The organism is Kitasatospora sp. NPDC015121 (assembly GCF_055562955.1).
In genome coordinates this window covers 20522-46224 of the sequence record NZ_JBVHEH010000042.1, presented here as the reverse complement: position 1 = coordinate 46224, position 25703 = coordinate 20522, and the positions used below count along the sequence as shown (strand labels likewise).

Annotated in this window: 24 protein-coding genes; 16 read left to right on the top strand and 8 right to left on the bottom strand. The window is 76.7% G+C overall.

The window, feature by feature from the left end; translation table 11 throughout:
* Nucleotides 1-266 (top strand): transaldolase family protein (locus tag ACZ3J7_RS37105; RefSeq protein WP_465627675.1); only part of this gene is annotated, 266 nt, incomplete at its 5' end.
* A gap of 27 nt (nt 267-293) precedes the next feature.
* On the opposite strand, the gene ACZ3J7_RS37100 is transcribed toward ACZ3J7_RS37105, so the two are convergent.
* On the bottom strand, nt 294-2969 hold the full coding sequence (locus tag ACZ3J7_RS37100) for a helix-turn-helix transcriptional regulator (RefSeq protein ID WP_465627674.1): 2676 nt from the start codon (nt 2967-2969) through the stop codon (nt 294-296).
* A 275-nt stretch (nt 2970-3244) separates the two neighbouring features.
* On the opposite strand from ACZ3J7_RS37100, the gene ACZ3J7_RS37095 reads away from it, so the two are divergent.
* Nucleotides 3245-5425: a M4 family metallopeptidase gene (locus ACZ3J7_RS37095; protein ID WP_465627673.1), complete on the top strand. Its 2181-nt coding sequence runs from the start codon at nt 3245-3247 to the stop codon at nt 5423-5425.
* A gap of 123 nt (nt 5426-5548) precedes the next feature.
* Complete coding sequence (locus ACZ3J7_RS37090) at nt 5549-6499, top strand: lactonase family protein (protein ID WP_465627672.1); 951 nt, start codon at nt 5549-5551, stop codon at nt 6497-6499.
* Nucleotides 6500-6545: 46 nt separating this feature from the next.
* Here the strand turns inward: ACZ3J7_RS37090 and ACZ3J7_RS37085 are convergent, their stop codons facing one another.
* Nucleotides 6546-7340: a hypothetical protein gene (locus ACZ3J7_RS37085; protein ID WP_465627671.1), complete on the bottom strand. Its 795-nt coding sequence runs from the start codon at nt 7338-7340 to the stop codon at nt 6546-6548.
* 112 nt (nt 7341-7452) lie between these two features.
* Nucleotides 7453-8265: a methyltransferase domain-containing protein gene (locus tag ACZ3J7_RS37080; RefSeq protein ID WP_465627670.1), complete on the bottom strand. Its 813-nt coding sequence runs from the start codon at nt 8263-8265 to the stop codon at nt 7453-7455.
* Nucleotides 8266-8401: 136 nt separating this feature from the next.
* Between ACZ3J7_RS37080 and ACZ3J7_RS37075 the strand changes: the two genes are divergently transcribed.
* Both ACZ3J7_RS37075 and ACZ3J7_RS37070 read left to right on the top strand, forming a co-directional pair.
* Nucleotides 8402-9076, top strand: a complete 675-nt coding sequence (locus tag ACZ3J7_RS37075; RefSeq protein WP_465627669.1) for a biliverdin-producing heme oxygenase — start codon at nt 8402-8404, stop codon at nt 9074-9076.
* Between the two features lie 134 nt (nt 9077-9210).
* On the top strand, nt 9211-9510 hold the full coding sequence (locus ACZ3J7_RS37070) for a hypothetical protein (protein WP_465627668.1): 300 nt from the start codon (nt 9211-9213) through the stop codon (nt 9508-9510).
* Between the two features lie 76 nt (nt 9511-9586).
* On the opposite strand, the gene ACZ3J7_RS37065 is transcribed toward ACZ3J7_RS37070, so the two are convergent.
* Nucleotides 9587-11191, bottom strand: coding sequence for an HtaA domain-containing protein (locus ACZ3J7_RS37065; RefSeq protein WP_465627667.1), 1605 nt, complete (start codon nt 11189-11191; stop codon nt 9587-9589).
* Between the two features lie 94 nt (nt 11192-11285).
* Nucleotides 11286-12755, bottom strand: coding sequence for an HtaA domain-containing protein (locus ACZ3J7_RS37060; protein WP_465627666.1), 1470 nt, complete (start codon nt 12753-12755; stop codon nt 11286-11288).
* A gap of 171 nt (nt 12756-12926) precedes the next feature.
* On the opposite strand from ACZ3J7_RS37060, the gene ACZ3J7_RS37055 reads away from it, so the two are divergent.
* The 4 genes from ACZ3J7_RS37055 to ACZ3J7_RS37040 all read left to right on the top strand — a co-directional run bounded on the left by ACZ3J7_RS37055 (nt 12927) and on the right by ACZ3J7_RS37040 (nt 16140).
* The gene (locus tag ACZ3J7_RS37055; RefSeq protein ID WP_465627665.1) at nt 12927-13946 is read left to right on the top strand and encodes a heme/hemin ABC transporter substrate-binding protein; all 1020 of its coding nucleotides are present in this window, start codon (nt 12927-12929) and stop codon (nt 13944-13946) included.
* Between the two features lie 8 nt (nt 13947-13954).
* Nucleotides 13955-15022 carry a FecCD family ABC transporter permease gene (locus tag ACZ3J7_RS37050; protein ID WP_465627676.1) on the top strand — a complete coding sequence of 356 codons (1068 nt, stop codon included), beginning with the start codon at nt 13955-13957 and terminating at the stop codon, nt 15020-15022.
* Entirely contained in the window at nt 15019-15804 is a 786-nt protein-coding gene (locus ACZ3J7_RS37045) for a heme ABC transporter ATP-binding protein (protein ID WP_465627664.1), read from the top strand. The genes ACZ3J7_RS37050 and ACZ3J7_RS37045 overlap by 4 nt, the downstream gene beginning before the upstream one ends.
* Before the next feature lie 162 nt (nt 15805-15966).
* Nucleotides 15967-16140 (top strand): hypothetical protein, encoded by a 174-nt coding sequence (locus ACZ3J7_RS37040; RefSeq protein ID WP_465627663.1) that lies wholly within the window; start codon nt 15967-15969, stop codon nt 16138-16140.
* Between the two features lie 325 nt (nt 16141-16465).
* Here the strand turns inward: ACZ3J7_RS37040 and ACZ3J7_RS37035 are convergent, their stop codons facing one another.
* The 3 genes from ACZ3J7_RS37035 to ACZ3J7_RS37025 all read right to left on the bottom strand — a co-directional run bounded on the left by ACZ3J7_RS37035 (nt 16466) and on the right by ACZ3J7_RS37025 (nt 17982).
* Nucleotides 16466-17029: a DUF4291 domain-containing protein gene (locus ACZ3J7_RS37035; protein WP_465627662.1), complete on the bottom strand. Its 564-nt coding sequence runs from the start codon at nt 17027-17029 to the stop codon at nt 16466-16468.
* 69 nt (nt 17030-17098) lie between these two features.
* A complete protein-coding gene (locus ACZ3J7_RS37030) occupies nt 17099-17269 on the bottom strand; it encodes a hypothetical protein (RefSeq protein ID WP_465627661.1) in 171 nt (56 codons plus the stop codon).
* Nucleotides 17266-17982: a TetR/AcrR family transcriptional regulator gene (locus ACZ3J7_RS37025; RefSeq protein WP_465627660.1), complete on the bottom strand. Its 717-nt coding sequence runs from the start codon at nt 17980-17982 to the stop codon at nt 17266-17268. The genes ACZ3J7_RS37030 and ACZ3J7_RS37025 overlap by 4 nt, the downstream gene beginning before the upstream one ends.
* Nucleotides 17983-18090: 108 nt before the next feature.
* Between ACZ3J7_RS37025 and ACZ3J7_RS37020 the strand changes: the two genes are divergently transcribed.
* From ACZ3J7_RS37020 to ACZ3J7_RS36990, 7 genes are all read left to right on the top strand, one after another.
* Nucleotides 18091-19281 (top strand): FAD-dependent monooxygenase, encoded by a 1191-nt coding sequence (locus tag ACZ3J7_RS37020; RefSeq protein ID WP_465627659.1) that lies wholly within the window; start codon nt 18091-18093, stop codon nt 19279-19281.
* 16 nt (nt 19282-19297) lie between these two features.
* The gene (locus ACZ3J7_RS37015; RefSeq protein WP_465627658.1) at nt 19298-19930 is read left to right on the top strand and encodes a helix-turn-helix domain-containing protein; all 633 of its coding nucleotides are present in this window, start codon (nt 19298-19300) and stop codon (nt 19928-19930) included.
* A gap of 173 nt (nt 19931-20103) precedes the next feature.
* Entirely contained in the window at nt 20104-20844 is a 741-nt protein-coding gene (locus ACZ3J7_RS37010) for an SDR family NAD(P)-dependent oxidoreductase (protein WP_465627657.1), read from the top strand.
* Nucleotides 20841-22271 (top strand): AMP-binding protein, encoded by a 1431-nt coding sequence (locus ACZ3J7_RS37005; RefSeq protein WP_465627656.1) that lies wholly within the window; start codon nt 20841-20843, stop codon nt 22269-22271. The genes ACZ3J7_RS37010 and ACZ3J7_RS37005 overlap by 4 nt, the downstream gene beginning before the upstream one ends.
* 88 nt (nt 22272-22359) lie before the next feature.
* A complete protein-coding gene (locus ACZ3J7_RS37000) occupies nt 22360-23445 on the top strand; it encodes a LuxE/PaaK family acyltransferase (protein WP_465627655.1) in 1086 nt (361 codons plus the stop codon).
* Entirely contained in the window at nt 23442-24710 is a 1269-nt protein-coding gene (locus tag ACZ3J7_RS36995) for an acyl-CoA reductase (RefSeq protein WP_465627654.1), read from the top strand. Before ACZ3J7_RS37000 ends, ACZ3J7_RS36995 begins: the two co-directional genes overlap by 4 nt.
* The gene (locus tag ACZ3J7_RS36990) at nt 24707-25693 is read left to right on the top strand and encodes an HpcH/HpaI aldolase/citrate lyase family protein (RefSeq protein ID WP_465627653.1); all 987 of its coding nucleotides are present in this window, start codon (nt 24707-24709) and stop codon (nt 25691-25693) included. Before ACZ3J7_RS36995 ends, ACZ3J7_RS36990 begins: the two co-directional genes overlap by 4 nt.
* Nucleotides 25694-25703: the final 10 nt, after the last annotated feature.

The window sequence follows — 25703 nt, the reverse complement described above, 5'->3', positions numbered from 1 at the left end:
CCGAGCTGGTCGCCCCGGGCACCGTCAACACCATGCCCGAGGCCACCCTGGACGCCACCGACGACCACGGCGCCGTCACCGGTGACACCATCACCTCGAACTACGCCGACGCGAAGGCCGTCCTGGACGCCGTCGCCGCCGCGGGCGTCGACTACGACGACGTCGTCCAGGTCCTGGAGGACGAGGGCGTAAGCAAGTTCGAGGCCTCCTGGACCGAGCTGCTGGAAACCGTCACCGCGGCCCTCGAAGCCCACCAGAAGAACTGACCCCCCGCCCACGGAACCGACCCCCGCTCACCGGACCGCCGGGACGAGGACGCGGGCCAGCTGGGCGCGCGAGCGCACGCCCAGCTTCCGGTAGACCCGGGTCAGGGTGGCCTCGACCGTCTTGACGCTGACGGTGAGGGCCGAGGCGATGTCGCGGTTGCTCGCCCCGTCCGCGGCCAGCCGGGCGCAGCGCTCCTCGGCGGAGGTCAGGCGGGGGCGGACGCCGTCGTCCGGCTGCTGCTGCTCCAGGCGGCGCAGGGTGTGCGCGGCGGCTTCGGCCCAGGCGTGCGCCCGGTGGGCGGCGAACAGGTCGGCGGCGGCGCGGGCCGCCGCGCGGGCGCTCGCCCGGCGGCGGCCGCGCCGTTCGGTGTGGCTGAGCGCCAGCAGGGTCCGGCCGCGCTCCAGCGGGAGGCCGACCAGCAGGTCGGCGGCGTCGGCGAGGCGGCGCGCGGCCCGGTCGTGGTCGCCGCGGGCGGCGTCCAGGAGCGCCCGGGCGCGTTCCAGCGCGGGCAGGACGGCGGCCCGGCCGAGGTCGGTCGCGGTGCGGCGGGTGTCGGACAGCAGGTCGTCGGCCTCCTCCAGGCGGCCCACGGCGACCAGCGCCTCGGCCAGGTCGGGGTGCCAGCGCAGCACCGACGGGTCGCGGACCTGCTGCAGCGCCTCCAGGGCCCGGACCTCCTCCAGCGGCCCCAGGGCCTCCTTCGGGCGGCCGGCCGCCAGCAGCAGGTGCCCGAGGGCGAACAGGTTGCGGGAGAGGAAGACCCGGTTGTCCTCCCGCCGGGCGGCGTCGACGCCCCGGCGGGCGTGGGCCAGGGCGGCCCCGGTGCTCCCGGCCGCGCCCTCGACCAGGGCGGAGGTGTAGCAGGCCGGGGCGGGGGACAGTGCGGTCCGGTCGGTCAGGGCCTGGGCCCGCCGGGCGTGCTCCAGGGCCCGGCCGCAGCGCCCGGCGCGCAGCTCGGCCTCGGCGAGGCCGCGCAGCACGTCCACGGTGGCCTCGGCGTCCCCGGCCCGCTCGGCCTCGACGAGCAGCGGCAGCAGGGCGCCGCGCGCCTCGTCCGGACGGTCGTCGAAGAGGGCGTGCCGGGCGGCGAGGTGCTGGGGCGTGGCGTTCGCGGGGACGGCGGCGGCCCGGGGCAGGGACAGCGCCCGGCCGAGCGTGCTCCCGGCGCCGGCGTGGCCGAGGATGCGCTGGAACCGGGCCTGCAGGGTGAGCGCCATCGCGGTGGTCTCGGTGTCGCCCGCCGCCCCGGCCAGGGCGGCGGCCCGCTCGGCCAGCGCGCACGCCCGGTGCGGGTCGCCCGCGTTGACGTTGGCCCAGATGGCCTGCCGGACGAGGACCCGCGCGGTCAACTCCGCCCGTCCGGCCGCCGCGTGGAGCGCGTCGGCGAACAGCAGGTCCGCACCGTGCAGGTGCCGGCCGCTCGCGTCGATCAGGGCGACCAGCGCCTCGACCCGCCGCTCGGGGCCGGTGTCCTGCCGCAGGACGAGCCGGGCGGCGGCCCGGCCCCGGCGCAGGTCGCCGTAGTGGGCGGCGTCGCGCGCCGCGGCCAGCGCCCGTTCGGTCAGCAGCGCGGCCTCCTCGCGCGGGGTGCGTTCGGCGGCGAGCAGGGAGAGTTCGGCGGCGAGCGCGTGCTCACCGCACAGCCGGGCGGCCGCCGCCGCCCGGGCGGCGGCCCGGGCGCTGTGCCGGGCGGCGCGGGGGTCGGCGGTGTCGGCGGCCAGCACGGCGTGCCGGTCGCGGCGCAGGTCGTCGTGGCCGGCCTCGGCCAGGCGCGCGTGCCGGAGCCGGCGTTCGGCGTCCGGGAGCCGGGCGGCGAGTTCCGCGCCGATCGCGGTGGCGGTGAACCGGACCCGCCCGTCGGACCGCCCGGGGTCGAGCAGCCCGGCCGCCTCGGCCCGGGCCAGCAGGTGGTCGGCGGCCGGGCCGGCCAGGCGGCCCAGCAGCGCGCGGTCGGGCCGGTCGTCGAGCGCGGCGAACGTCAGCAGCTCGCGGACCTCCGCCGGCACGCCGCCCAGCCACTCCTCCACCAGCCGGCGGGCCGCCGGGGGCAGCGCCGGACCGTCCTCGTCGTCCTGCTCCGGCGCCCCGGCCAGGGCCAGCGCCAGCGCCGGGTTCCCGCCGCTGCGGGCGTGGATCCGGGCGGCCCGGTCGGGGTCCGTCCGGTACGGGGCGAGCAGCGCCGCGACCTGACCGGGCGTCAGCGGCGGGACGCGTACCGGGTGCGCGTCCTCGCCGCACCAGTGGCCGCCGTCCCCCGGCCGCCAGACCCGCTCGGCCGCGATCACGGGCAGGTCGGGGGCCAGCCGCAGGGCCCAGCCCAGGACCGCCGCGCTGGCCGGGTCCAGCCACTGGGCGTTGTCCACCACCAGCGTCACCGGCGACGCGTCCCGCAGCACGGCGGCGGTCAGCCGGCGCAGCCGCAGCGCCGACCCGGCACCCCCGGGGGAGTCCGGCGGGCCGGCGGCCTCGTCCAGGGCCGCCGCGAGCTCCCGTGCGGCCGGCGACGGCCGCAGGGCGAGCGCGAGTTCGAGCAGCCCGGTGTACGGGACCGGGGCGTCCCCCGGCCCCGGGGCCAGCCGCAGCACGGGTCGGCCCAGCTGCCGCCCCAGCGCCCCGGCGGCGGCGGTCTTGCCGATGCCCGGCGGCCCGTACAGCACCACCCGGCGAATGCCGGGCACGTCGCCCGGCAGCACCGGCAGCACCGTGCCGGCCGTTTCCTGCAGCGGGTCCCGGCGAGGGTTCTGAGGCGGGTCATGAAGCGGGCGCACCCGCGCCGCGGAGTCTGGCACCGGCCCATGGTGCGCCCTCGGGGCGGCTGCGCGCCAGGTCAAGGGGTTTCCCCGATTTCGACCACCCCCCGGCCTTCCCTAGCCTCATCGCCACAGCCGAGCTGCCACCGGCCCCGGACGCCCCCACCCCCCAGACGACGTCCGGCTGCCGTCTTCCCCCTCAACCCCGGCTCGGCGGGAGGAATGTGATGTCCCGCAAGAACACCCTCGCGGCCGCCGTCGCGGCTGCCCTCGCCCTGGGCACCGTGACCGTGGTGGCCACCCAGTCCACCGCCGCCGCCACCGGCTCCAGCGCCCGGCCCGGCGCCGGGTTCCGGGCGATGGGCGCCGACGCCCGCACCGAGGCGCTGCGCACCGCCGACCGGGAGGCCGCCGCCGTCGCGAAGTCGCTCGGCTTCGGCGCGGACGAGCGCCTGGTCGCCAAGGACGTGCTCCTCGACACCGACGGCGCCCGGCACGTGCGCTACGACCGCACCTACCGCGGCCTGCCGGTGATCGGCGGCGACCTGGTCGTGCACTACGGCAAGGACGGCCGGGCCACCGGCTCCGACCAGGCCCACCAGGGAGCGATCAAGGTCGCGGGCACCACGCCGAAGCTCAGCGCGGCCGACGCCTCGGCCGCCGCCGCCAGGCACGCCAAGCACGTCAAGAACGCCAAGTCCGCCGCCGCGGACGGCAGCACCCTGGTGGTGTACGCGGTCGGCAAGGTCCCGGTCCTGGCGTACCGTTCGACCGTCACCGGCGAGGGCGAGGCCGGCCCCGCCTCCCGGGAGGCGGTGATCGTGGACGCGGCCAGCGGCGCGCCGCTGGACCAGTACGAGCTGCACCAGGGCGCCACCGGCACCGGCAACGGCGTCACCGTCGGCCAGGTCTCCATCGAGACCACCCAGACCGGCAGCGGCTACACCCTCACCGACGCCTCCCACGGCGGCACCATCGTCTACGACGCCTACAACAGCCCGCAGTCCAACCCGAGGCAGAACGCCCGGGCGTTCTCCAAGACCACCAACACCTGGGGCACCGGCACCGCCTCCAGCCGGGAGAGCGCCGCCGTGGACGCCTCCTACGGCCTGGCGAAGACCTGGGACTACTACAAGAACGCCTTCAACCGCTCCGGCATCCGCAACGACGGCCGCGGCGCCCCCGCCTACGTGCACGTCGACACCGGCCTGCTGAACGCCTTCTACGACGACGACTGCTTCTGCATGTTCTTCGGCGACGGCTCCTCGCAGAACAGCAACACCCCCGTCACCGCGCTCGACGTGGCCGGCCACGAGATGAGCCACGGCGTCACCGCCGCCACCGCCAACCTCACCTACTCCGGCGAGTCCGGCGGCCTCAACGAGGCCACCTCCGACATCTTCGGCACCATGGTCGAGTTCTCGGCCGGCAACGCCGGCGATCCCGGCGACTACTTCATCGGCGAGAAGCTCAGCATGTCCGGCGGCTACATGCGCCGGATGGACAACCCCTCGCTCGACGGCAACTCGCTGTCCTGCTACAGCTCCAGCGCCGGCTCGGTGGACGTCCACTACTCCTCCGGCATCGGCAACCACTTCTTCTACCTGGCGGCCGAGGGCACCGGCGCCAAGACCATCGGCGGACGCGCGCACAACGGCGCCACCTGCAACAACGACACCTTCGCCGGCATCGGCCGGGACAAGGCCGCCGCCGTCTGGTACCGCGCCCTGACCACCTACATGACCTCCACCACCACCTACGCCTCCGCCCGCACCGCCACCCTGAACGCCGCCTCCGACCTGTACGGCGCCAACTCCCAGGAGCGGTACCTGATCTCCAAGGCCTGGGCCGCCGTCAGCGTCGGCACCGCCCTGCCCGACCCCGGCACCGGCACCCCCACCCCGACCCCCACTCCCACCGCAACCCCGACCGCCTCGCCGACCGCCACCCCGACCTCCACCCCGAACCCGGGCAACGCGCTGACCAACGGCACCTTCGAGCAGGGCACCGCCGGCTGGACCCAGAGCGACAGCGACATCACCGACTCCACCCTCCAGGCCGCGCACGGCGGCTCCTGGTACGCCTGGATGATGGGCTACGGCACCTCCGCCGTCGAGTCCCTCTCCCAGTCGAACATCGCGGTCCCCTCCAGCGGCAGCCCCAAGCTGACCTTCTGGCTGAAGGTCAGCACCCAGGAGTCCGGCCTCACCGCCTACGACACCCTCAAGGTCAACGTCAACGGCAGCACGCTGGCCACCTACTCCAACGCCAACGCCTCCGCCGGGTACGTCCAGAAGACCGTGGACCTGTCCGCCTACAAGGGGCGGAGCGTGAAGCTGGAGTTCGCCGGCGCCGAGGACGCCTACCTGGCGACCGTCTTCCTCGTCGACGACGTCGCCATCGGCTGACCCCGCCCCGAACTCCTGCGACCGGCCCCACCGGGGTGGGGCCGGTCGCAGGGGCGGCGCTGGTGACCGCCGTCGAGAAGCCGCGGACCCGGACTGTCGGAGCGGCCGGTTAGGGTCCGGGACATGAACGCCGAGCCCGCCCGCCCGCCCCTCACCCGTCTGCTCGGCGGGGCCATCCACGCCTACCGCCCGGCCGCCGCCACCGGTCCGCTGGAGCCCGTCGCGGTGTTCCGGCCCAGGGCGGGCGACGAGGTCCGCGGCCACGCGGTGGCACCCGACCTGGCGCGGGCCTACTACACCACCCCGGACGGCGCGGTCTGCGTCGGCGCGGACGGCACCGAGCGGTGGCGCGCGACCGCCGAGCCGCAGCGGACCGGGGACCCCGGCCACCACTCCGACTGCGCGCTCTCCCGGGACGGCCGACTGCTCTGGTGGTACCGGCCCGACGCGCTGGCCGGCCGCGGCCCGCACGACCACTGGGCGGTGCTGGACGCCGCCACCGGCACCCGCCTCGCCCAGGCCGTGCTGCGCACGGAGGGCCACGGCGGCGAGCACTTCGTCCACCCCGGCGGCACGGCGGTGCTGCTGGGCGTCGGCGAGGGCCAGGACGGCACGGCGGTCTTCCGCGGCACGCTGACCGACGGCGCCCTGGAACTGTTCGAGTACCCCTGGGACGACCGCTGCGTGATCGGCTTCGCCCCGGACGGCCGGCACTTCCTGACCGTCGACCACGGCCAGGCGGACGCCACCGTGCACGCCTGGCCCGGCGGCGAGGCGGTGTTCACCCTCACCGTCGACGACTTCGGCCCCGATGCCCGGGAGGGGGAGGCGGTGGTCGAGTGGAGCGGCGGCTACCTGGACCGGGACACCCTCGCGGTGGTGCTGTACGGCGAGGACGAGGAGACCGGACAGGAGTGGTTCCGCAGCCACCGGGTCGACGCGCGCACCGGCCGGGTCCTCGGCGCGTTCGCCTCCGGCGCCCGGGACTGCCACGACCTGCGCCCGCTCGGCGACGGCGGCTGGCTGACCACCGACGAGACGGGCCGCCCGGTGCGCCGCGTCCTGGAGCCGTAGCGGTCCGGCCGTAGCGGCCCGGCCGTGACGGGTCGAGCGTGACGGCTCAGGAGTTCCACCAGGCCGGGCGGACCCGCAGCGACTCCTCCTTGACGCAGCCCAGCCCGTTGACGACCTCCTGGCTGTCCAGGTCCCAGCCGACCACGCCGTTGCCCTTGCGGTCCAGCTCGATCAGCCGGGACTGCTCGGTGTGCGCGCCCGCCGTCACCTCGCAGCGCAGCACGGTGTCCCAGGCCCGCCCGTCCAGCGCGGCCGCGAAGGCCACCAGCGGCAGCAGCACGACGGTCAGCAGCAGCGCGGCCCACTGCTCGGCCGCCACCAGCCGCAGCTGCCACGGCGCGAGGGTGACGGCGTCCGCACGCCGGTGCGGGTGCGGGCGACGGCCCGCCCGGTACTCCTGCACCAGCCCCTGGCGCAGCACCGCCGCGGTCAGCGTCACCGCCAGCCCCCACCACGGCCCGTAGAACACCCAGCACAGCACGCCCATCGCCACCGGGTTCAGCAGCGCCAGCGCCACCGTCCGGGCCACCGTCCCCACCGAGCGCCCGTGCGGGACGGCGCCGCGCGCCGCGAACAGCGCGAACACCACCCGGGAGGTGACCACCGCGACCAGGCAGCCCAGCAGCGGACGGGTCGTCACCATGCCGACCAGCACCTCGCCGAGGTTCGGCACGCCCATGGTGGTGACCACCTCGCGGGTGTGCGAGCCGCCGCCGACCGTCCAGGCGACCTTCACCAGCGGCACCGCCGCGAGCAGTGCCAGCAGCACCGTGTGGCCCGGCCCGCCCTTGCGGTCCAGCTCGGTGCGCTCGTCCGTCCCCTGCTCCGCCCGCTCCGCCACCGCAGCCGCCTCCCGTCCCGTCGTCAGGCGGGATGCATAGCCGGTCCGGCGGGGCCCGTCCCGCCGGGTCACCGTCGCGGGTGGCGGATTGCGCCGGACGGGCGAAGGGTCGTCAGGCGGCGGGCTTGCGGGCCTCAAGGAGGGTGCGGGACATGGTGGAGACGAACGCGCCCTCGCGCCCGATCAGCTCGTGCAGGTCGCGCAGCCGCTCGCGGTGGCGGTCGACCGAGAAGTCCGGCACCGTCCAGAGCACCTTGCGCAGGAACCAGACCACCGCGCCGACGTCGGTGAACTCCAGCCGCAGCCGCTCGTTGCGGCAGTCCACCACGTCGAGGCCGGCCGCCCGGGCCCGGGCCGCCTCCACCTCGTGCTCGCGGTCGGTGGGGACGGGGAACGGCCCGAGGAAGAACGCGCTCAGCTCGACGTTGGTGCGCCCGCCCACGTGCTGCGCGAAGTACGTCCCGCCCGGGGCCAGCACCCGGGCCAGCTCCGGGAAGCACACCGTCGCCGGGTGGCGGCTGGTCACCAGGTCGAACGCGCCGTCCGCGAACGGCAGCGGCGCGTCCGCCGGCGAGGCCACCAGGACCGCGCCCAGCGGGTGCAGCAGCCGGGTCGCCCGGGCGGCGTTCGGCGCCCAGCCCTCGGTCGCCACCAGCGTCGGCGGGAAGTTCGCGGCCCCCGCGCCCGCGAGCACCTCGCCGCCGCCGGTCTGCACGTCCAGCGCGGCGGTCGCGGCCGCGAGCCGCTGGCCCAGCAGCCGCTGGTAGCCCCAGGACGGGCGCTGCTCGGTGGCCCGGCCGTCCAGCCAGGAGAAGTCCCAGCCGTCGACGGGCGCGGCCGCGGCCTCGTCGACCAGGGAGTCGAAGGAGCGGCCCGCCACGGGGCCCGCCGCCGCCGGGTTCGTCGATCGGTCCATGAGGAGCATCCAAGCACGTCGGAGCCGGTGTGCCGAGGGGTTTAATGAGGTGTGGGAACTTCCCGACAGGATGTCGGCAAGGGGTTGACTTAGGTGAGCCTTACCTAAATAATCAGGTGGATTCGATCTTTGGAGGCCTTCCCCGATGTCCAGCCCCGACCTGCGGCCCGCCACCTTCTCCGCCCTGCTCCGCACCGCCAGCGCCGAGGAGCACGAAGCGGCGGAGCACTCCTCCTTCATGAGCGACCTGCTCGGCGGACGGCTCGGCGTCCAGGCCTACACCGACCTCACCGGCCAGCTCTGGTACGTCTACCGCGCCCTGGAGGCCCACCTCGACGCGCTCGCCGCCGACCCGGTGGCCGGCCCGCTGGCCGACCGCGCCCTGCTGCGCACCGCCGCGATCGAACGCGACCTCGACCACCTGGCCGGCCCCGACTGGCGCCGCACGATCGCCCCGCTGCCCGCCACCGAGGCGATCGCCGCCCGGATCGAGGAGCTCGCCCTGACCTGGCCGGCCGGCTACCTCGCCCACCACTACACCCGCTACCTCGGCGACCTGTCGGGCGGTCAGATCATCCGCGGCGTCGCCGAGCGCACCTGGGGCTTCGAGCGCAAGGGTGACGGCGTCCGGTTCTACGTCTTCGAGGAGATCGACAACCCCGCCGCGTTCAAGCGCGACTACCGCGCCAAGCTGGACGCCGCGGGCGAGCTGATGGACGAGGTCGAGCGCCGCCGGGTCGCCGAGGAGTGCAAGCGCGCCTTCGTCCTCAACGGCGCGGTGTTCGACGAGCTCGGCGGCCGGTACCCGCTCAGCGCCTGACGCCCGGACGGCACGACCGCCGCGAGGCCCGGTACGGAACCGCTTCCGCACCGGGCCTCGCCGTCGTCCGCGCCCGTGGGGGAGGGGGTGGGGCGGGTGTCGGGGTGCCGGTGCGCTCGTGCATCATCGTCCGCATGAGTGACACGCACGACGACCGGCTGGCCATCCTCTGGCAGGACTTCCTCCACCTGCCCTTCCCGCGGAGCTGCTACCGGCGCTCGGCCGCCGGCGAGGACCTGGTACTGCTGGAGAGCCACCTCGCCGGCTGCGTGTCCGCCGCGTTGACCGGCCCGCTGGACCAGCGCCGCAGGACCGCCCTGCGCACCGGCATGGCCTCCGTCGACCGGCTGCTGCCCGAACTCGCCGACGACCCCGAGGCCGCCGACTACTTCACCCGCCTGCGCGAACTCGCCGAACTGGCCGGCGCGCGCTAGCCGTTGCCGACGCCGGGCACGCCGGTGGGCCCGTACGGATCCCCGTCCGCACGGGCCCGACGCGGTTCCGGGCGCCTTACCCGGCGCTGCCGGAGGAGCGGCGGCGCACCAGGACGGTGGTCGCTCCGCCGACCAGCAGCAGTCCGGCGGCGGTGGCCAGCAGCGGCACGGTGTCGGTGCCGCCGCCGGTGAAGGCCAGTTCACCACCGGTGGCGCCGGAGGTGGTGAGGGTGGCCCCACCGGTCGTGCCGGTGCCCGGGCCGGTGGCGGCGCCGGTGGAGGGGGCGCTGGCGGAGGGGGTGCTGGACGGCAGGACGGCGTCCTTGTCGAAGGAGAGGACCGCCGTCACTGGGGCCAGTGCCTTGCCCTCCTTGTACTGGCCGAACACCGGCTCGCCCTCGGCCGTCAGCGTGGCCGGCACCTGGCGCAGCGTCACCACACCGTCCACCGGGGTGAAGTCGGCCCGGGAGACGTCCAGCTTCGCTATCCGGGCGCCGGTCAGCTGCACCGGCGCCCCGCCGCGCGAGGCCGCGTGCACGTCGGCCACCAGGTACGCGCCGGAGGCGTCCACCCGCAGGCGCAGGTTCGAGAGCGTGGTGTCCAACTGGTGGGTGCCGTCGGCGCCCTGGTGCCCGAGGAAGCGCACCGACCCGGCGAAGCCCGCCGTCAGCGCGTGGGTGTCCGTCCGGTACGAACCGCTGCCCGAACCGAACCGGTAGTCGGCCGCCCCGTCGCCGAACTCCACCCTGCCGCCCGCGATCGGCCCCGTCACGTACGCGATGAACTCCGGCTGCACGCCCCACTCCAGGCGGCCGTCGACGATCGGCAGCTCGTGCCCGGCCGGGGCGGACGGGGACGCGGACGAGGACGCGGAGGCGGAGGGGGACGGGGAGGAGGACGGCGAGGGGGAGCCGCTCGGCTCGGGGGAGGAACTGGGCGAGGGTTCGGCAGAGGCAGAGGCAGAGGCAGAGGCAGAGGCAGAGGCAGAGGCAGAGGCAGATGCGGAGGCAGAAGCGGAAGCGGAAGCGGAGGTGGAGGGTGACGGGGAGGGGGCGGGGGACTGCTTGAGGACGATCGACAGCGGGTCCAGGGCGGTGCCGGCCGGGTAGAAGCCCGCGAACGCCTTCGCGCCGTCGGCGGTCAGGGTGGCGGGGGTGGCCCCGCCGGCGGTGGTGTCGCGGGCGACGGTGAAGGTGGCCAGCGGGACGTCCTGGCGGAGCGTCGGCTGGGCGGCGCCGATGCTCTCCTTCGAGGCGGTGTCGGCGGTGAGGGTGCCGGTGGTGCCCGAGGTGGTGATCCGCAGGTCGCTCAGCGCGACGTCCAGCGCGCCGTCGTGGGCGAGGAAGCGGATCCCGCCGTCGAAGGCGGCGTTCAGCCGGTGGTTCGTCAGGTCGTAGCTCGCGGCGCCGGCCAGGCCGAAGTGGTAGGTGCCGTCCGCGTTGACGGTCGCCCCGCCGCTCGGCGTGACGCTTCCGCCACCGGCCGGGCCGGTCACGTAGGTGCGGAAGCTCGCCTTGACGCCCCAGTCCAGCGAGCCGGTGTCGTAGCTGACGGTGCCGGGTGCTCCGGCACCGAAGGCGAGGGAGGGCAGGCCGAAGGCGGTCAGGCCGAGGCCCGCGGTCGCGGCGGCGAGAGCGGCCAGCCGGGTGCGGTTGCGGTGGCGGGCGGGGGAGTGGGACATGGGTGCGGCTCCGGGGATCGGTGGGGTGGGACGGGGGAGGTGACGCGCGGGCGTGTTCGCCGGGCCCCTGGGGAGGGCCCGGGGACTCGGGTGGTCAGGAGCGCTTGCGGCGGCGGAGGACGACGGTGGTGGTGACCGCCGCGGCGGCGAGGAGGAGGGCGGCGAGGGCGGCGACCAGGGCGGTCGGGGCGGACGAGGTGGCGGCGGCCGCGGTCGGGGTGGTGGTGAGCGGGGTGGGCGTCGGGGTCGGGGACGCGGTGGGGCCGAGGTCGGGGAGCGGGGGGACGGCGGCGGTGGGGGTGAGCGGGAGGTTGACCGTCAGCGGGTCCATCTCGGTGCCGGCGGGGTAGAGGTGGCCGAAGGCGCTCGCGCCGGCGGGGGTGAGGGTCAGGGGCAGGTCGGTGGCGGTGAGGAGGCCGTTCGCCGTGGTCAGGCGGCCGGCGTCGAAGGTGGCGAGTTCGACGGGCGCGGCGGCGCGGGTGGCGCCGTCGGGGGTGCGGCCGGAGACGTCGACGGTGAGGCGGCCGGCGGAACCGGCGGCGGTGAGGCGGGGGTTGGCGAGGGTCAGGTCGAGTCCGGCGGTGTCGCCCTCGCGCAGGCCGGTGAAGCGGACGGTGCCGGTGAAGCTCGCGTCGAGGGTGCCGGTGGCCTGGTCCCAGCTGCCCCGGGCGGGCGTCCAGCGGAAGAAGGCCCCGCCGTCGGCCGCGCCGTCGGCGAGCTGCCAGCCGCCCTTGGCGATCGCGCCGGTGACGTAGTCGCGGAAGGTGCGGCGCACGCCCCAGTCGAACGCGCCCCGGTCGAGAGCGGTGGCGGTGGGGGTGGCGGTGGTGGCGCTCGGGGCGGGGTCGGCCGCCGGCGCCGAAGGGGACGGGGTCGGCGTGGGCGTGGCGGTCGGGGTGGCGGCCGGGGCCTTCAGGGTGACCGAGAAGGTGAGCGGGTCGAGCGCGGTGCCCGCGGTGTAGAAACCGCCGAAGGCGTTCGCGCCGGCGCTGGTGAGGGTCGCGGGGACGTTGCCGAGGGTCAGGGTGCCGGAGGCGTTCTTGAGCGAGACGCCGGCCAGCGAGAGGTCGGCGATCCGGGCCTGGCTCGTGCTGGAGGTCCGGCCGGTCTGCCGGGACTTGGAGCTGACGTCCGCGTACAGGGCGGCGCCGCCGTCCGCCGTGGCCTTGACGGTGAGGCGGGAGACCGCGAGGTCGAGCGCGTTGCCGCCGTTCTCCGGGTGGCCGGTGAAGCGGACGCCGCCCTGGAAGGCGGCGGAGAGCGCGCCGGTGGCCGGGTCGTAGCTGCCGCTCGCGGAGTGGAAGCGGAAGACCGAGCCGCCGACGGTGGCCGCGCCGCCGGTCAGGGCCCACTTGCCGTTCGCCACCGGCCCGGTGACGTAGGTGAGGAAGGACTGCTTGATCCCCCAGTCGAGCCGGCCGCCGGAGACCGTCGGGTCGGCCGCGGCGGCCCGGCCGGGGAGCCAGGCGAGGGCGAGCAGCAGGGCGAGCGGCAGCACGAGGAGGGTGCGGAGCCGGTCGGCCGGGCGGCGGGGCGGTACGGGGAGCCGTCCGGAGACGGGCATGGCGGATCACTCCTCGGCGGAGGGGAAGCGGGCAGGTGGCAGGGGGTACGAGGGGGACGACCCCCTTGCCGAAGTCAGGTAAGGCTAACCTAATATATGAGTCAAGTGTTCCGCCCTCGACCCCCCGGGTCGGCCTCGACGGGACGTCAACGCACCGAGAAAGGCCCGAGGTTGACCCGCACCCTCCGCGACCGGACCAGAACCGCCCCCGCCGTCCTGCTCGCCGTCCTCGGACTCCTGCTCGGCGCGAGCGCCTGCGCCACCGGCCAGGCCGCCCCCGCCGCGCCCGGCGCCGCCGCCCCCGCCGACCCGGACCGGATCGAGGCGCTCCCCGGCACCCCCGTCCCCCGACTGCCCGTCACCGTCCCCTCCGCCGACGGCCGGCAGGTCACCGTCACCAGCGCCGAGCGGATCATCCCGCTCAACGGCAGCCTCGCCGAACTGGTCTTCAGCCTCGGCCTCGGCGACCACGCCGTCGCCCGCGACGTCTCCACCACCTTCGAACAGGCCGCGAAGCTCCCCGTCATCACCCAGGCCCACGAGGTCTCCGCCGAAGGCGTGCTCTCGCTGCGCCCCACCGTCGTGCTCGCCGACCGCAGCACCGGACCGGCCGAGGCCGTCGAACAGATCCGCGCCGCCGGCGTCCCGCTGATCGTCCTCGACGACCCCAAGGAGCTCGGCGACATCGACACCCGGATCGACGCCGTCGCCGCCGCCCTCGGGGTCCCCGACGCGGGCGCCCGGCTCAAGGAGCGCACCGGGCGGCAGATCGACGAAGTCCGCGCCCAGCTCCCCGCCGGGGCCACCCGTCCCAAGGTCGCCTTCCTCTACCTGCGCGGCAGCGCCTCGGTCTTCCTGCTCGGCGGCCCCGACTCCGGCGCCCCCTCGCTGATCGAGGCCGCCGGCGGCGAGGACGCCGGCACCGCCGCCCACCTCACCGGCGACTTCACCCCGCTCACCAGCGAGGCCCTGGTCAAGGCCGCCCCCGACGCGATCCTGGTGATGCGCAAGGGCCTGGACTCGGTCGGCGGCGTCGACGGCATGCTCCGTCTGCCCGGCGTCGCCCAGACCCCCGCCGGACTCGACCGCCGGATCGTCTCCATCGACGACGGCCGGCTGCTCTCCTACGGCCCGCGCACCCCCCAGGTGCTGCGCGACCTCGCCACCCAGCTGCACGGGGGCGCAGAGTGACCGTCACCCTGCCCCGGAGCGCCCCGACCCCGCTCGGCGAGAAGCCCGCCCGCGACAGGCGACCGCTGCTGCTGGCCGGCCTGGGCGCCGCCCTGCTCGCCGCCGCCCTGCTCGCCGCCGGCACCGGCGCGTACGCCATCCCGCTGGGCGACATCCTCGCCTCGCTCGCCCACCGCGCCCACCTCGGCGGCCACCCGCTGGACCGGGTCCCCGAATCGGTGCTGTGGAACGTCCGGCTGCCCCGGGTCGCGCTCGCCCTGCTGGTCGGCGCCGCGCTCGGCTGCGCCGGGGCCCTGGCGCAGGGCGTGTTCGGCAACCCGCTGGCCGAACCCGCCGTGATCGGCGTCTCCTCCGGCGGCGCGGTCGGCGCCGTCGCCTGCATCGTGCTCGGCCTGGACGCCCTCGGCTCCTGGACCGTCACCGCCGCCGCGTTCGCCGCCGGCCTGCTCACCGTCGGCGTCGTCTACGCCATGTCGCGCAGCGGCGGCCGCACCGAGGTCGTCACCCTGCTGCTCACCGGCGTCGCCGTCAACGCGTTCTGCGGCGCCCTGATCGGTCTGCTGCTGTTCACCGCCGACACCGCCGCGATCAGCCAGGTGACGTTCTGGCAGCTCGGCTCGCTCGCCCAGGCCAGCTGGACGAAGGTGCTCGCCGTCCTGCCGTTCGCCGCCCTCGGCCTGGCCGCCGCCCCCCGCTACGCCCGCCGCCTCGACCTGCTCGCGCTCGGCGAAGGCCCCGCCCGGCACCTCGGCGTCGACGTCGAACGGATGCGGATCGTGCTGGTCACCGTGGTCGCGCTGCTCACCGCCGCCGCCGTCGCGGTCAGCGGCATCATCGGCTTCGTCGGCCTGGTCGTCCCGCACCTGCTGCGGATGCTGGCCGGCCCCGGCCACCGCTTCCTGCTGCCCGCCTCCGCCGTCGGCGGCGCCCTCGTCCTGGTCGCCGGCGACCTCGCCGCCCGCACCCTCGCCGCACCCGCCGAACTCCCGCTCGGCGTCCTCACCGCGCTCCTCGGCAGCCCGTTCTTCTTCTGGCTGCTGCGCCGCACCCGACGCCGCCAGGGAGGCTGGGCGTGACCGCACTGCTGGAGGCCGAAGGCATCGGCTACGCCGCCGGAGGACGCGAACTGCTGGCCGACGTCGACCTGACCGTCCGGGCCGGCGAGATCCTCGCCCTGCTCGGCCCCAACGGCGCCGGGAAGTCCACCCTGCTGTCCGTGCTGGCCGGCGACCGGCGCCCGGCCCGCGGCGAGGTCCGGATCGACGGCCGCCCGACGGCCGCGCACAAGCCCGTCGAACTCGCCCGCCGCCGCGCCCTGCTGCCGCAGCAGCACGAGGTGTCCTTCCCGTTCCCCGCCGCCGAGGTGGTCCGGATGGGACGCGCCCCCTGGGCCGGGACGCCCGCCGCCGCCGAGGACGAGGACGCCGTCGCGGCCGCGATGGCCGCCACCGACTGCGCCCACCTCGGCCGGCGCCCGTTCACCGCCCTCTCCGGCGGCGAACGCGCCCGGGTCGCCCTCGCCCGGATCCTCGCCCAGGACACCGCCCTGCTGCTGCTCGACGAACCCACCGCCGCACTCGACCTGCGCCACCAGGAACTCGTGTTGCGGATCGCCCGGCAGCGTGCCGACACCGGCCGCGGCGTCGTCGTCGTCCTGCACGACCTCACCCTCGCCGCCGCGCACGCCGACCGGATCGCCCTGCTCGACGCCGGCCGCACCGTCGCCGTCGGCCCCACCGGAGACGTCCTGGACGCCGGCCTGCTCAGCCGGATCTACCGCCACCCCGTCGAAGTCCTGGCGCACCCGCGCGGAGGCGCGCCGATCGTGCTGCCCGAGCGCCCCCGGGAAGCAGATTGACGGATCGTCGGCCCGGGAAGACCCCCGGACGGTGGACGACCGACCGGGCGAGATCCGGGCCGTGCGGCGGTCCGGGCGGGTGATCCGGCCGGACCGAACACATGGCCGCGCCGGGTACGGGTAACCGCACCAGCAGGAACCGGACCACCCGGAGGCACCGCAATGCAACTCACCATGGCCCTGCTGCTCGCCCCCCTGATCCTCGCCGCCGCCGTCACCGCCACCCGCACCCCCTCCCGCCGCGGCCGCCACCGCGCACCCGCGCGAGCCGCCGCACCCGCCGGCGGGCCGAGCGCGCCGCGGCGGGAGGCGGTCGGCACCCCCGGCGGGCGCTGAGACGCCCCCTCCCCGCGAGCCGCTCCCCGCGAGCTTCCCCCCCTGCGGCCGGCCAGGCGCGAGCCTCCGGCGGCAGGGGGTTCTCGTCGTACGGGGCCGGAGCGCCCCGGGGCGTCGTGCGGCGAGCGGCCCCGGCTTCCTGGCGTCCCACCGCCCTCGGCGGGCAAGGGTGTCGAGGGCGGGGTGCGGGGGCGGGGAGCGGGGGCTCGACCCGGCCGGCGGTGTCCAGCGGCGGTCAACCGACGCCCGGCTCGCCGGGGGCGCGCTTGCGGCGGCGGCTCCGCTCGCGCTTCGTCCTCCGGTCGCGTGCGGCGCTCGCCCCGGGTCATGCCGGGGTGAGCGCGGCTTCCAGCGTCCGGGGCATCGGGTAGGCGCGCTCGGCGGGGAATAGCCGCTGCGCCTTGGCGGCGTGTCCGGCCTGGAGCAGTGCCGAGGCCTTGCGGACCCGGGGGGTGAGGTCGGTGAGTTCGACGGTCCAGTCGTCGGTGAACGCGCGGATCAGGTGGCGGCCGACGCCGACCTGGATGCTGTAGTGGTTCAGGGCGGCTCCGCGCGGCGAGCGCTCCGGGTCCCACTGGACGTGCACGGCCGCCCGGGCCAACGCCGCCGGGTCGGCGGTCGTCGGCACGGCCCGGGAGAGGGCCTCCTCCCAGCCGTCCCGGGTGATGCGCACCGCGAGGATCCGCTCCTGGCCGGGCTTGCGGGCCCAGTTGCTGCGGTGCATCAGCCACCCGAACGACGGCTTGATCCACGTCATCCGGTGGAACGAGAACGGCGCGACGAAGCGGCCCGCCCGCAGTGCCGCGTCGGCGATTGCGGACGAGTACGCCTGGTAGACCACGATCGTGCGGGCGTCGTAGTCGGCACGGACCTGGTAGGGGGGCGTCATGCGCCGCACCCTGCCACCCGACCCGCCGCCGTGGCCACCCGATTTCCCCCGTCACCGCCCGGCGGGGGCTCAGGGCCGGGCCGGGTGGAAGGACGGCGGGACGAGGTCGCCGACCGCGAACGGGACGGCGCGGCCGCCCGGGCGGACCACTTCGAGGACGAACTCCGGGACGGTCAGGTCGAAGCGGTACCAGGCGCGGTGGTCCTCCCGGGCGGCGAGGTCCGTGACGGCGGGGTTCACCGGGTGGGGGTGGCGGTGCGGTGGGCGATCAGGGTGGCGAGGCCGTCGAGGATGCGGGCGAGGCCGAAGGTGAAGGCGTTGTCGCGGTCGGTGGGGGCGGGGGGTTCGGCGAGGGCGGCGGCGAGGGCGGGGTAGCGGGCGGCGTGGGTGTGGACGAGGGGGACGAGGGCGTGCAGGAGCTCGGCTTCGGGGGAGCCGGTGGCGGACTGGCGGTGCTGGGCGGCGAGGGTGCGGGCGTGGCCGACGAGGAGGACGGCGGCGTCCATGCGTTCGGCGCCGGAGAGGCCGTGGCCGTCGAGGGTGGCCACCACGCTCTCCAGCCAGGCGAGTTCGCGGGGGCCGGTGGGGCGGGGGGCGGCGAGGGCGTCCAGCAACCAGGGGTGGGCGGTGAGGACGGCGTACATCCGGTGCGTCCAGTCGGTGAGCCGTTCGCGCCAGGGGCCGTCGCCGGGGGGCGGGGGGTCGCCGGCGCTGTGTTCGATCATCAGCGCGAGGAGTTCGGCCTTGCCGGGGACGTAGCGGTACAGGGCCATCTTGGTGTGGCCGAGCAGGCCGGCGACCCGCTGCATGGAGACCGCGGCGAGGCCCTCGGCGTCGGCGATCTCGATGCCGGCACGGGCGATCGACTCCAGGGTGAGGCCCGGTTTCGGGCCCCGGGTGGGGCGGGCGGGGGGTTCCCAGAGCAGTCGCAGCGCCGGGTGCGGTTCGGTCACGGCCCCTCCTGGTGTCGCCGGCCGGCCTTGTGCGCGACCCGGAACTGTGTCTACCGTACACAGCATGGAACTGCGTCCATGGGACGCAGATGAGGGAAGGGGAACCCCGTGCGGATCCTGATCTCCGGCGCCGGCGTCGGCGGCCCCGCGCTCGCGTACTGGCTGGCCCGGTACGGGCACCGGCCCACCGTGGTCGAACTCGCCCCCGGGCTGCGGGCCGGCGGGCAGGCCGTCGACTTCCGCGGGCCGACCCACCTGGACGTGCTGCGGCGGATGGGACTGCTGGACGAGCTGCGCCCGCGGCAGACCGGCGGCACGCCGATGACCTTCACCGACGTCCGGGGCCGGGTCCGGCTGCGGCTGCCCGCCGAGTTCGCCGGCGGCGAGGTGGAGGTCCGGCGCGGCGAACTCGTCCGGCTGCTGCACCGGCGCAGCGAGGGCGGCGCCGCGTACCTGTTCGGCGACACCGTCACCGCGCTGCGACAGGACGCCGACGGGGTGGACGTCACCTTCCGGCACGCCCCCGGGCGGCGGTTCGACCTGGTGGTCGGCGCGGACGGCCTGCACTCCCGGGTCCGCGCGCTCGCCTTCGGGCCGGAACGGGACTACGTGCGCCACCTCGGCTACTACGCCGCGACCTGGCCCTTCGCCAACCGCCTCGGCCTGCCCGCCGGCAGCACCGGCGTCAACACCCCCGGCCGGCTCGCCGCCGCCGGCGCCGACCCGGGCGACCCCGGGCGGGCCGCGGCCTTCCTGCTGTTCGCCGCGCCCGAACTCGCCCTCGACCGGCACGACCCCGCCCGGCTCGGGGCCCTGCTCCGGGAGCGGTTCGCCGACCTGCCGCACCCCGTCCCGCAGGTGCTCGCCACCCTGGACGAGGCCGACCCGCGCGACCTGTACGTCGACTCGATCAGCCGCGCCGACGTCCCCGCCTGGTCCGACGGGCGGATCGCGCTGCTCGGCGACGCCGCCTGCGGCGCCACCATCGGCGGCATGGGCACCGGCACCGCGCTGGTCGCCGCGTACGTCCTGGCGACCGAACTCGCCCGCGCCGGAGAGGACCACCGGACGGCGCTGGCCCGCTACGAGCGGACCGTCCGCCCGTACGCCGAACGCTGCCAGCGCGGCGGCGACCGCACCGGCCCCTTCCTCGCCCCGCGCACCGCCTGCGGGCTGTGGGTGCGCAACGCCCTGCTCGGCCGGCCCGCGCTGCTGAACCGGATGCTCGCGCTCGGGGAGGACGCCGCCACGCTCGAACTGCCCGAGCCGGCGGGGGAGGAGAGCGCCCTCGTTCCGTAGAAGCCAGGAGCAAGGGGTGGCCGCCGTGGTGGACCGGGCCGCGAAGACCGAGCTGTACGAGGCGTTCGCCGCCACCGGCAAGGACCTCTCCAACGGCGAGCGCACCGTCGAAGCCCTCGCCCGGACCGCCGGACTCGACCTCACCACCGCCTCCGCCCACCTGCGGACCCTCAAGCGGGCCGGACTCGTCGCCACCCGCCGCGACGGCGTCCGCATCCACTACCGCCCGGCCGGGGACGACACCCTCACCCGCGCCGAACGGCGCGAACGCGCCGCCGCCGGGCGCGCCGTCACCCTCGCCGCCCGCCTGCCCGCCCGCTGCGCGCCCGCGGCCGCCGGGCCGTCCGGCTCGACGACGGCACGCTGGAGCGGCTGCGCGAGACCGGCCCAGGGGGCGCGCGAACCAGGTTGCGCGCCCCCTCTTCTGTCGCCGTGCGCTCATCGCGCGCGGGCCGGGCGGGCGGCGAGCGCAGCGGACGGACCCGCCGGGGGCGGTGGTGTCCCGGCGCCGCCCCCGGCGGGCCGCTGCCGGGGCCTGACCTGCGGACGACGGCCGCCGTGGACCGGCCACGGCGGGGCGCGGGCCGGTCCGGGACGAGCCCCGGACCGGCGCCGCCGGGCGGCCGGGAGCCGGGCGACCCCAAGCTGACGATCAAGTTCCGTTATTTTACCCGCAGTTGACGTTACGTCAGGTGGGATGGACGATGACGAAGAGGTCCCCGCCCGATCGCGGGGCCAGGTCGTGCCGATCCGCCGTGTCCGCTCCGGCGCCTGGGTGCATGGGTCGTGTGTTCCTTCGTTCGCTTCCGTGGGGTGTTCCACATGCCTGAAGTCGTCTCCGTCGCCTTGGTCACCGGTGCTACGAGGGGGATCGGGTGCGCGGTGGCCCGGAGGCTGGCCCGGGACGGGCACGCGTTGGCGGTCACCGGCCGCTCCGGTCCGGAGGTGGAGAAACTGGCCGCCGGGCTGCGGGAGGAGTTCGGCACTCCGGCGCTGCCCCTGGTGTGGAACGCCGAGGACACCGGCGGTGCGTCCGGTCTGACCAGGGCGGTTCAGGGGGCCTTCGGCCGACTGGACGCGCTGGTCGCCAACGCGGGGGCGATGGCGCTGGCCCCGGTGGGCGCGATCGACCCGCTCCGGGCCGCCGAGCTGTGGCGGGTCAACGTCGCCGGCACGCTGGAGTGCGTGCAGGCGGCGGCCCGGCTGATGCTGCCGCGCCGGTCGGGCGCGATGGTGCTGCTCGGCTCGTGGGCGGGGGAGCACGGCGCGCCCGGCCAGGCGGCGTACGGGGCGGCGAAGGCCGCGGTGGCGTCGCTGGCCCGCACGGCCGCCGCCGAGCTGGGGCCGCGCGGGATCCGGGTCAACGCCGTCGCCCCGGGCCTGATCGACACCGACCTGTCGGCCGCGCTGCCGCCCGCCGCGCGCGAGGAGTTCGCGTCCCGGGCGGCGCTGCGGCGTCCGGGACGGGCGGAGGAGGTCGCCGAGGTCGTCGCGTTCCTGGCCTCGCCCCTGGCCTCCTACGTCACCGGCCAGGTCATCGCCGTGGACGGCGGGGCGCGGTGAACGCCCCGCCCCTGGACGACGCCGCCCTCACCGGCACCCTCCTCGACCCGGCCACCGGCACCTCCTGGAGCGGGCCGCGGCTGGCCGACGCGGCCCGCCGCACCGCCGCCGGCGCCCCCACCACCGGCCTGACCGTGCTGCTGTGCGGCACCGGAGCCGGGGACGTCCTGCGGTACCTGGGGCTGCTGCTGACGGGCCGTCCGGTGCTGCTGCTGGACGCCCGCGTCGACGCCGGTGACCTGGCGGAGCTGTGCACCCGGCTGGCCCCGGCGGCGGTGCGCGGCCCGGGCAACGGCCCCACCCGCCCGGACACCCCGCCCGGATACGCGCCGGGCCCCGAGGACGGGTCGTGGACGCGGGTCGGCGGACCGCCCGCCGAGGTGCACCCGGACACCGCGGTGCTGCTGGCCACCTCCGGCAGCACCGGCCGGCCCCGGCCGGTGCGGCTCTCCCGCGCCAACCTGGCCGCGAACACCGACGGCATCGCCCGGGCCCTGGCCGTCGGTCCGGGCCAGACCACCCTGACCGGCCTGCCGCTGGCCTACGGATACGGCCTGGCGGTGCTCCACGCCCACCTGTTCCGCGGCGCGACGGTGGTCGCGGAGCCCTCCGGCCCGGTCACCCGCGCGTTCTGGGACACCTTCGACGCCGTGGGCGCCGGCACCTTCAACGCCGTGCCCTCGACCTACGAGATGCTGCACCGGCTGCGCTTCGACCCCGCCGACCGGCCCGCCCTGCGCGTGCTGACCCAGGCCGGCGGTCGGCTCCGGCCGGAGCTCGCCCTGCACCTGCACGGCCGCGTCGCCGACCGGGGCGGCCGGGTGCACCTGATGTACGGCCAGACCGAGGCCACCGCCCGGATCGCCGTCCTGCCCGCCGACCAGCTGCCGGCCCGCCCGGACAGCGCCGGACTCGCCCTGCCCGGCACCCGGATCACCGTCCTGCGCCCCGACGGCACGCCCGCACCGCCCACCGTCGAGGGCGAGGTGGTCGTCCACGGTCCGCACGTGATGATGGGCTACGCCGACAGCGCCGCCGACCTCCTCCTCGGCCACACCCTCGACGGCGTCCTGCACACCGGCGACCTCGGCCGCCTCGACCACGACGGCTACCTGTACCTGACCGGCCGGGCCACCCGCGTCACCAAGGTCCTCGGCGTGCGCCACGACCTGGACGGCGTGGAACGCCACTTCGCCGACCTCACCCCCGGCCTGGCCGCGCCCGCGGCCGCCGTCGCCGCCGAGGACCTGATCACCGTCTGGTACGCCGACGGCGGCCACCCGCACCGCGACGTCGCCGCGCTGGCCGCCGCGCTCGCCGACCGGATCGGCGTCCCCCGCCGCTGCCTGCGCGTGCACGGCCTGCCCGAGCTGCCGCTGCTCGCCTCCGGCAAGACCGACTACCGGGCCCTGGAAGCCCGCTCGTGAGAAGCCGCCGCCCCTACCCCCGCCACCCGTACCCCCGCGGCACGGCCCGCCCGGCACGGGCCGACCGCCGACCCCGGGAGACCCGCGCATGACCACCGCCCACCACCGGGCCCGCCGGGAACGCCTGCGCCCGCGGCTCGCCGCCCTCGTCGAGCACCACCGCACCCACTGCCCGCCCTACGCCCGCCTGCTGGACGCCCTCGGCCACACCCCCGACCGGGTCGCCCGCGCCGGGGCCGCCGACCTGCCGTGGCTGCCCGTGCGACTGCTCGGCGAGCAGCCGATGAGCAGCCTCCCCGACGGTGCCGCCGCCCGGGTGCTGACCACGTCGGGCACCACCACCGGCCGCGGCACCGCCATCGCCCTCGACCGGACCCAGGCCGCCACCGACCTGGCCGCCGCCCTCGCCACCCTGCGGCTGGCGGCGGGGCCGCGCCCGCTGCCGATGCTGATCGCCGACTCCCCGGCCGTGCTGCGCCGCACCGCCACCACCCCGATGCGCACCGGGCTGACGCGCACCCTCATGCACCTGGGCCGCGACCACACCTTCCTGCTCGACGAGGAACTGCGGCCCGACCCGAAGGTGTTCGCCGCCTTCCTGCACCGCCACGGCCACGCCCCGTTCCTGCTCGTCGGCGCCACCTTCCTGGTCTGGACCGGCGCCCACGCCTGCGCCGCCGAGCACGGCTTCGACCTGCGGAACGCCACCGTGCTGCACGCCGGCGGCTGGAAACGCCTGGCCGAGCAGGCCGTCGACCGCAGCGCCTTCCGCGCCGCCCTGGCCCGCGACACCGGCGCCCGCCGGGTGCACGACTACTACGGGATGGCCGAACAACCCGGCACCGTCTTCCTGGAGGGACCGGACGGCGACGGCCTCTACTGCCCCGAGCACGCCGACGTCATCGTCCGCGACCCCGCCACCTTCGCCGAACTCCCGCCCGGCGAGCCGGGGTTGATCCAGGTCGTCTCCACCCTGCCGCGCGCCCACCCCGGCCACCTGCTGCTCACCGAGGACCTCGGCGTGGTGCACGGCACCGACGACGGCACCTGGCCCGGACCCCGGTTCTCCGTGCTGGGCCGCGTCCCGCGCGCCCGGCCCCGCGGCTGCAGCGACACCCTCCCGTCCGCCATCCCCTCGCCCGCACCGGCGCAGACCGCAGGAGACCCGTCGTGACCCCTCCCGAGATCCGCGACGCCGACCACGCCCGCCAGACGGCCGCCCGGCTGGCGGAGCTCCCGCCCGGCGGGCCGCTGCGCTACGCCGACCCCAGGGTCCTGGACGCCCTGGACCGTCTCGCCCTCACCCTGCTGCAACCGCACGCGGCCCGCGCCCACCCCGAACTCGCCCCGCTCGGCGCCTTCCTGCGCCGCCCCCGGCTGGAGCGCGAACTCGCCGACCGCGCCGCCGCCGCACCCGGCCGGCTCGCCCCGCGCGGCACCGTCCTGCACGTCCCCCCGGCCAACGTCGACACGCTGTTCGTCTACGGCTGGGCGCTCGCCGCGGCCTGCGGCAACCGCAACCTGGTCCGCCTGCCCACCCGGGCCGGGCCCGCCGCCACCGCCCTGCTGGACCACGTCCGCCGCTGCCTGGCCACCGCCCACCCCGCCGTCGCCGCCACCCAGCACCTGCTCGCCTGGGGCCACCGCGACGACGTCACCGCCGCCTTCTCCGCCGCCTGCGACCTGCGCGTCCTGTGGGGCGGCGACGACACCGTCACCGCCCTGCGCGCCCACCCGCTGCCGCCCCGGGCCCGCGACCTGACCTTCCCCGACCGCTCCTCCCACGCCCTGATCGCCGCCGCCCCCTACCTGGACGCCGCCCCCGCCGACCGGGACGGCACCGCCCGGGCCCTGCTGCGCGACGCGCTCTGGTTCGACCAGGCCGCCTGCGCCTCCCCGCGCGCCGTGCTCTGGCTCGCCACCCCCGCCCAGTACGCCCGCGCCACCGCCGACCTCGAACGCCGCCTGCTCCGCCTGACCCACCGCCACCCCGCCCCCGACCCCGCCCTGACCCTGCACCAGCGCACCGCCACCTACGCGCTGGCCGCCGCCGACCACCCGGCCCGCCCGCGCGCCACCGCACTGCGCCACCACCCGCCACTGCTGGCCTTCGCCGACCTCGACCCCGGCCACCCGCTCCCGCGCTCCTGGCTCGGCGCCGGCACCTTCCCCCACCTGCGCCTTGAGACGCTCGACCGGCTCGACGACCTGATCACCCCCGTCGACCAGACCCTCACCCACCACGGCCTCACCCCCGGCCAGCTCGCCGACCTCGCCGACCGGCTGGCCCCGCTCGGCGTCGACCGCATCGTCCCGCTGGGCGACGCCCTCGCCTTCTCCGCCGTCTGGGACGGCCACGACCTGATCCGCGAGTACACCCGCACGGTCACGGTCACCGCCCGCCCGGCCACCGCACCCACCGCACCGGAGCCGCCGTGACCACCCCGCAGCGCCCGCGCCGCTCCTGCCTCGCCGTCCCCGGCAGCAGCGAGCGCTTCCTCGCCAAGGCCCGCACCGCACCCTGCGACCACGTCTTCCTCGACCTGGAGGACTCCGTCGCCCCCGACCTCAAGGCCCGCGCCCGCGCCCTGGTCGCCCGCACCCTCGCCGCCGACGACTGGAGCACCAAGGTCGCCGCCGTCCGCATCAACGACCCCACCGGCCCGTTCGCCCTGCCCGACCTGCTCCACCTCGTCGAGCACGCCGGCCACCGACTGGACGCCGTCATGCTGCCCAAGACCGAGCACCCCGGCCACATCGCCTGGCTCGACCTGACCCTCACCCAACTCGAACACGCCCACGGCCTGGAGCCGGGCCGCATCGGCATCGAAGCGCACCTCGAAACCCCCGCCGGCATCCTCAACGCCGCCGCCGTCGCCACCGCCAGCCCCCGCCTGCAGGCCCTGGTCCTCGGCACCGCCGACTACGCCGCCGCCACCGGCATGCCCGGCCCCGACCTCGACCACCACCCCGACCACCCGGGGCCCGACCCCTACCACCTGCCGCGCACCGTCCTGCTCCTGGCCGCCCGCGCCGCCGGACTGCACGCCATCGACGGCGCCCACTTCGCCGTCCGCGACCACGACGGCTTCCGCCGCGCCGCCGACAGCGCCGCCGCCCTCGGCATGGACGGCAAAGTCGTCCTCCACCCCGACCAGGTCGAACCCGCCAACACCGCCTTCACCCCCACCCAGCACCAGTACGACCACGCCGAACTCGTCCTCGACGCCCACGCCCACAGCACCACGGCACTCGGCCGCGGCACCGCCGTGCTCGGCGCCCTGATGATCGACGAGGCCGTCCGCAAGGCCGCCGCCCGCACCGCCGCCAAGGGCCGCGCCGCCGGCCTCGCCCGCACCACCGCCTTCGACCCCGACCGCGACCTCACCACCCGCACCGCCGGCACCGACCGCCGGCCCTGACCCCACCCGG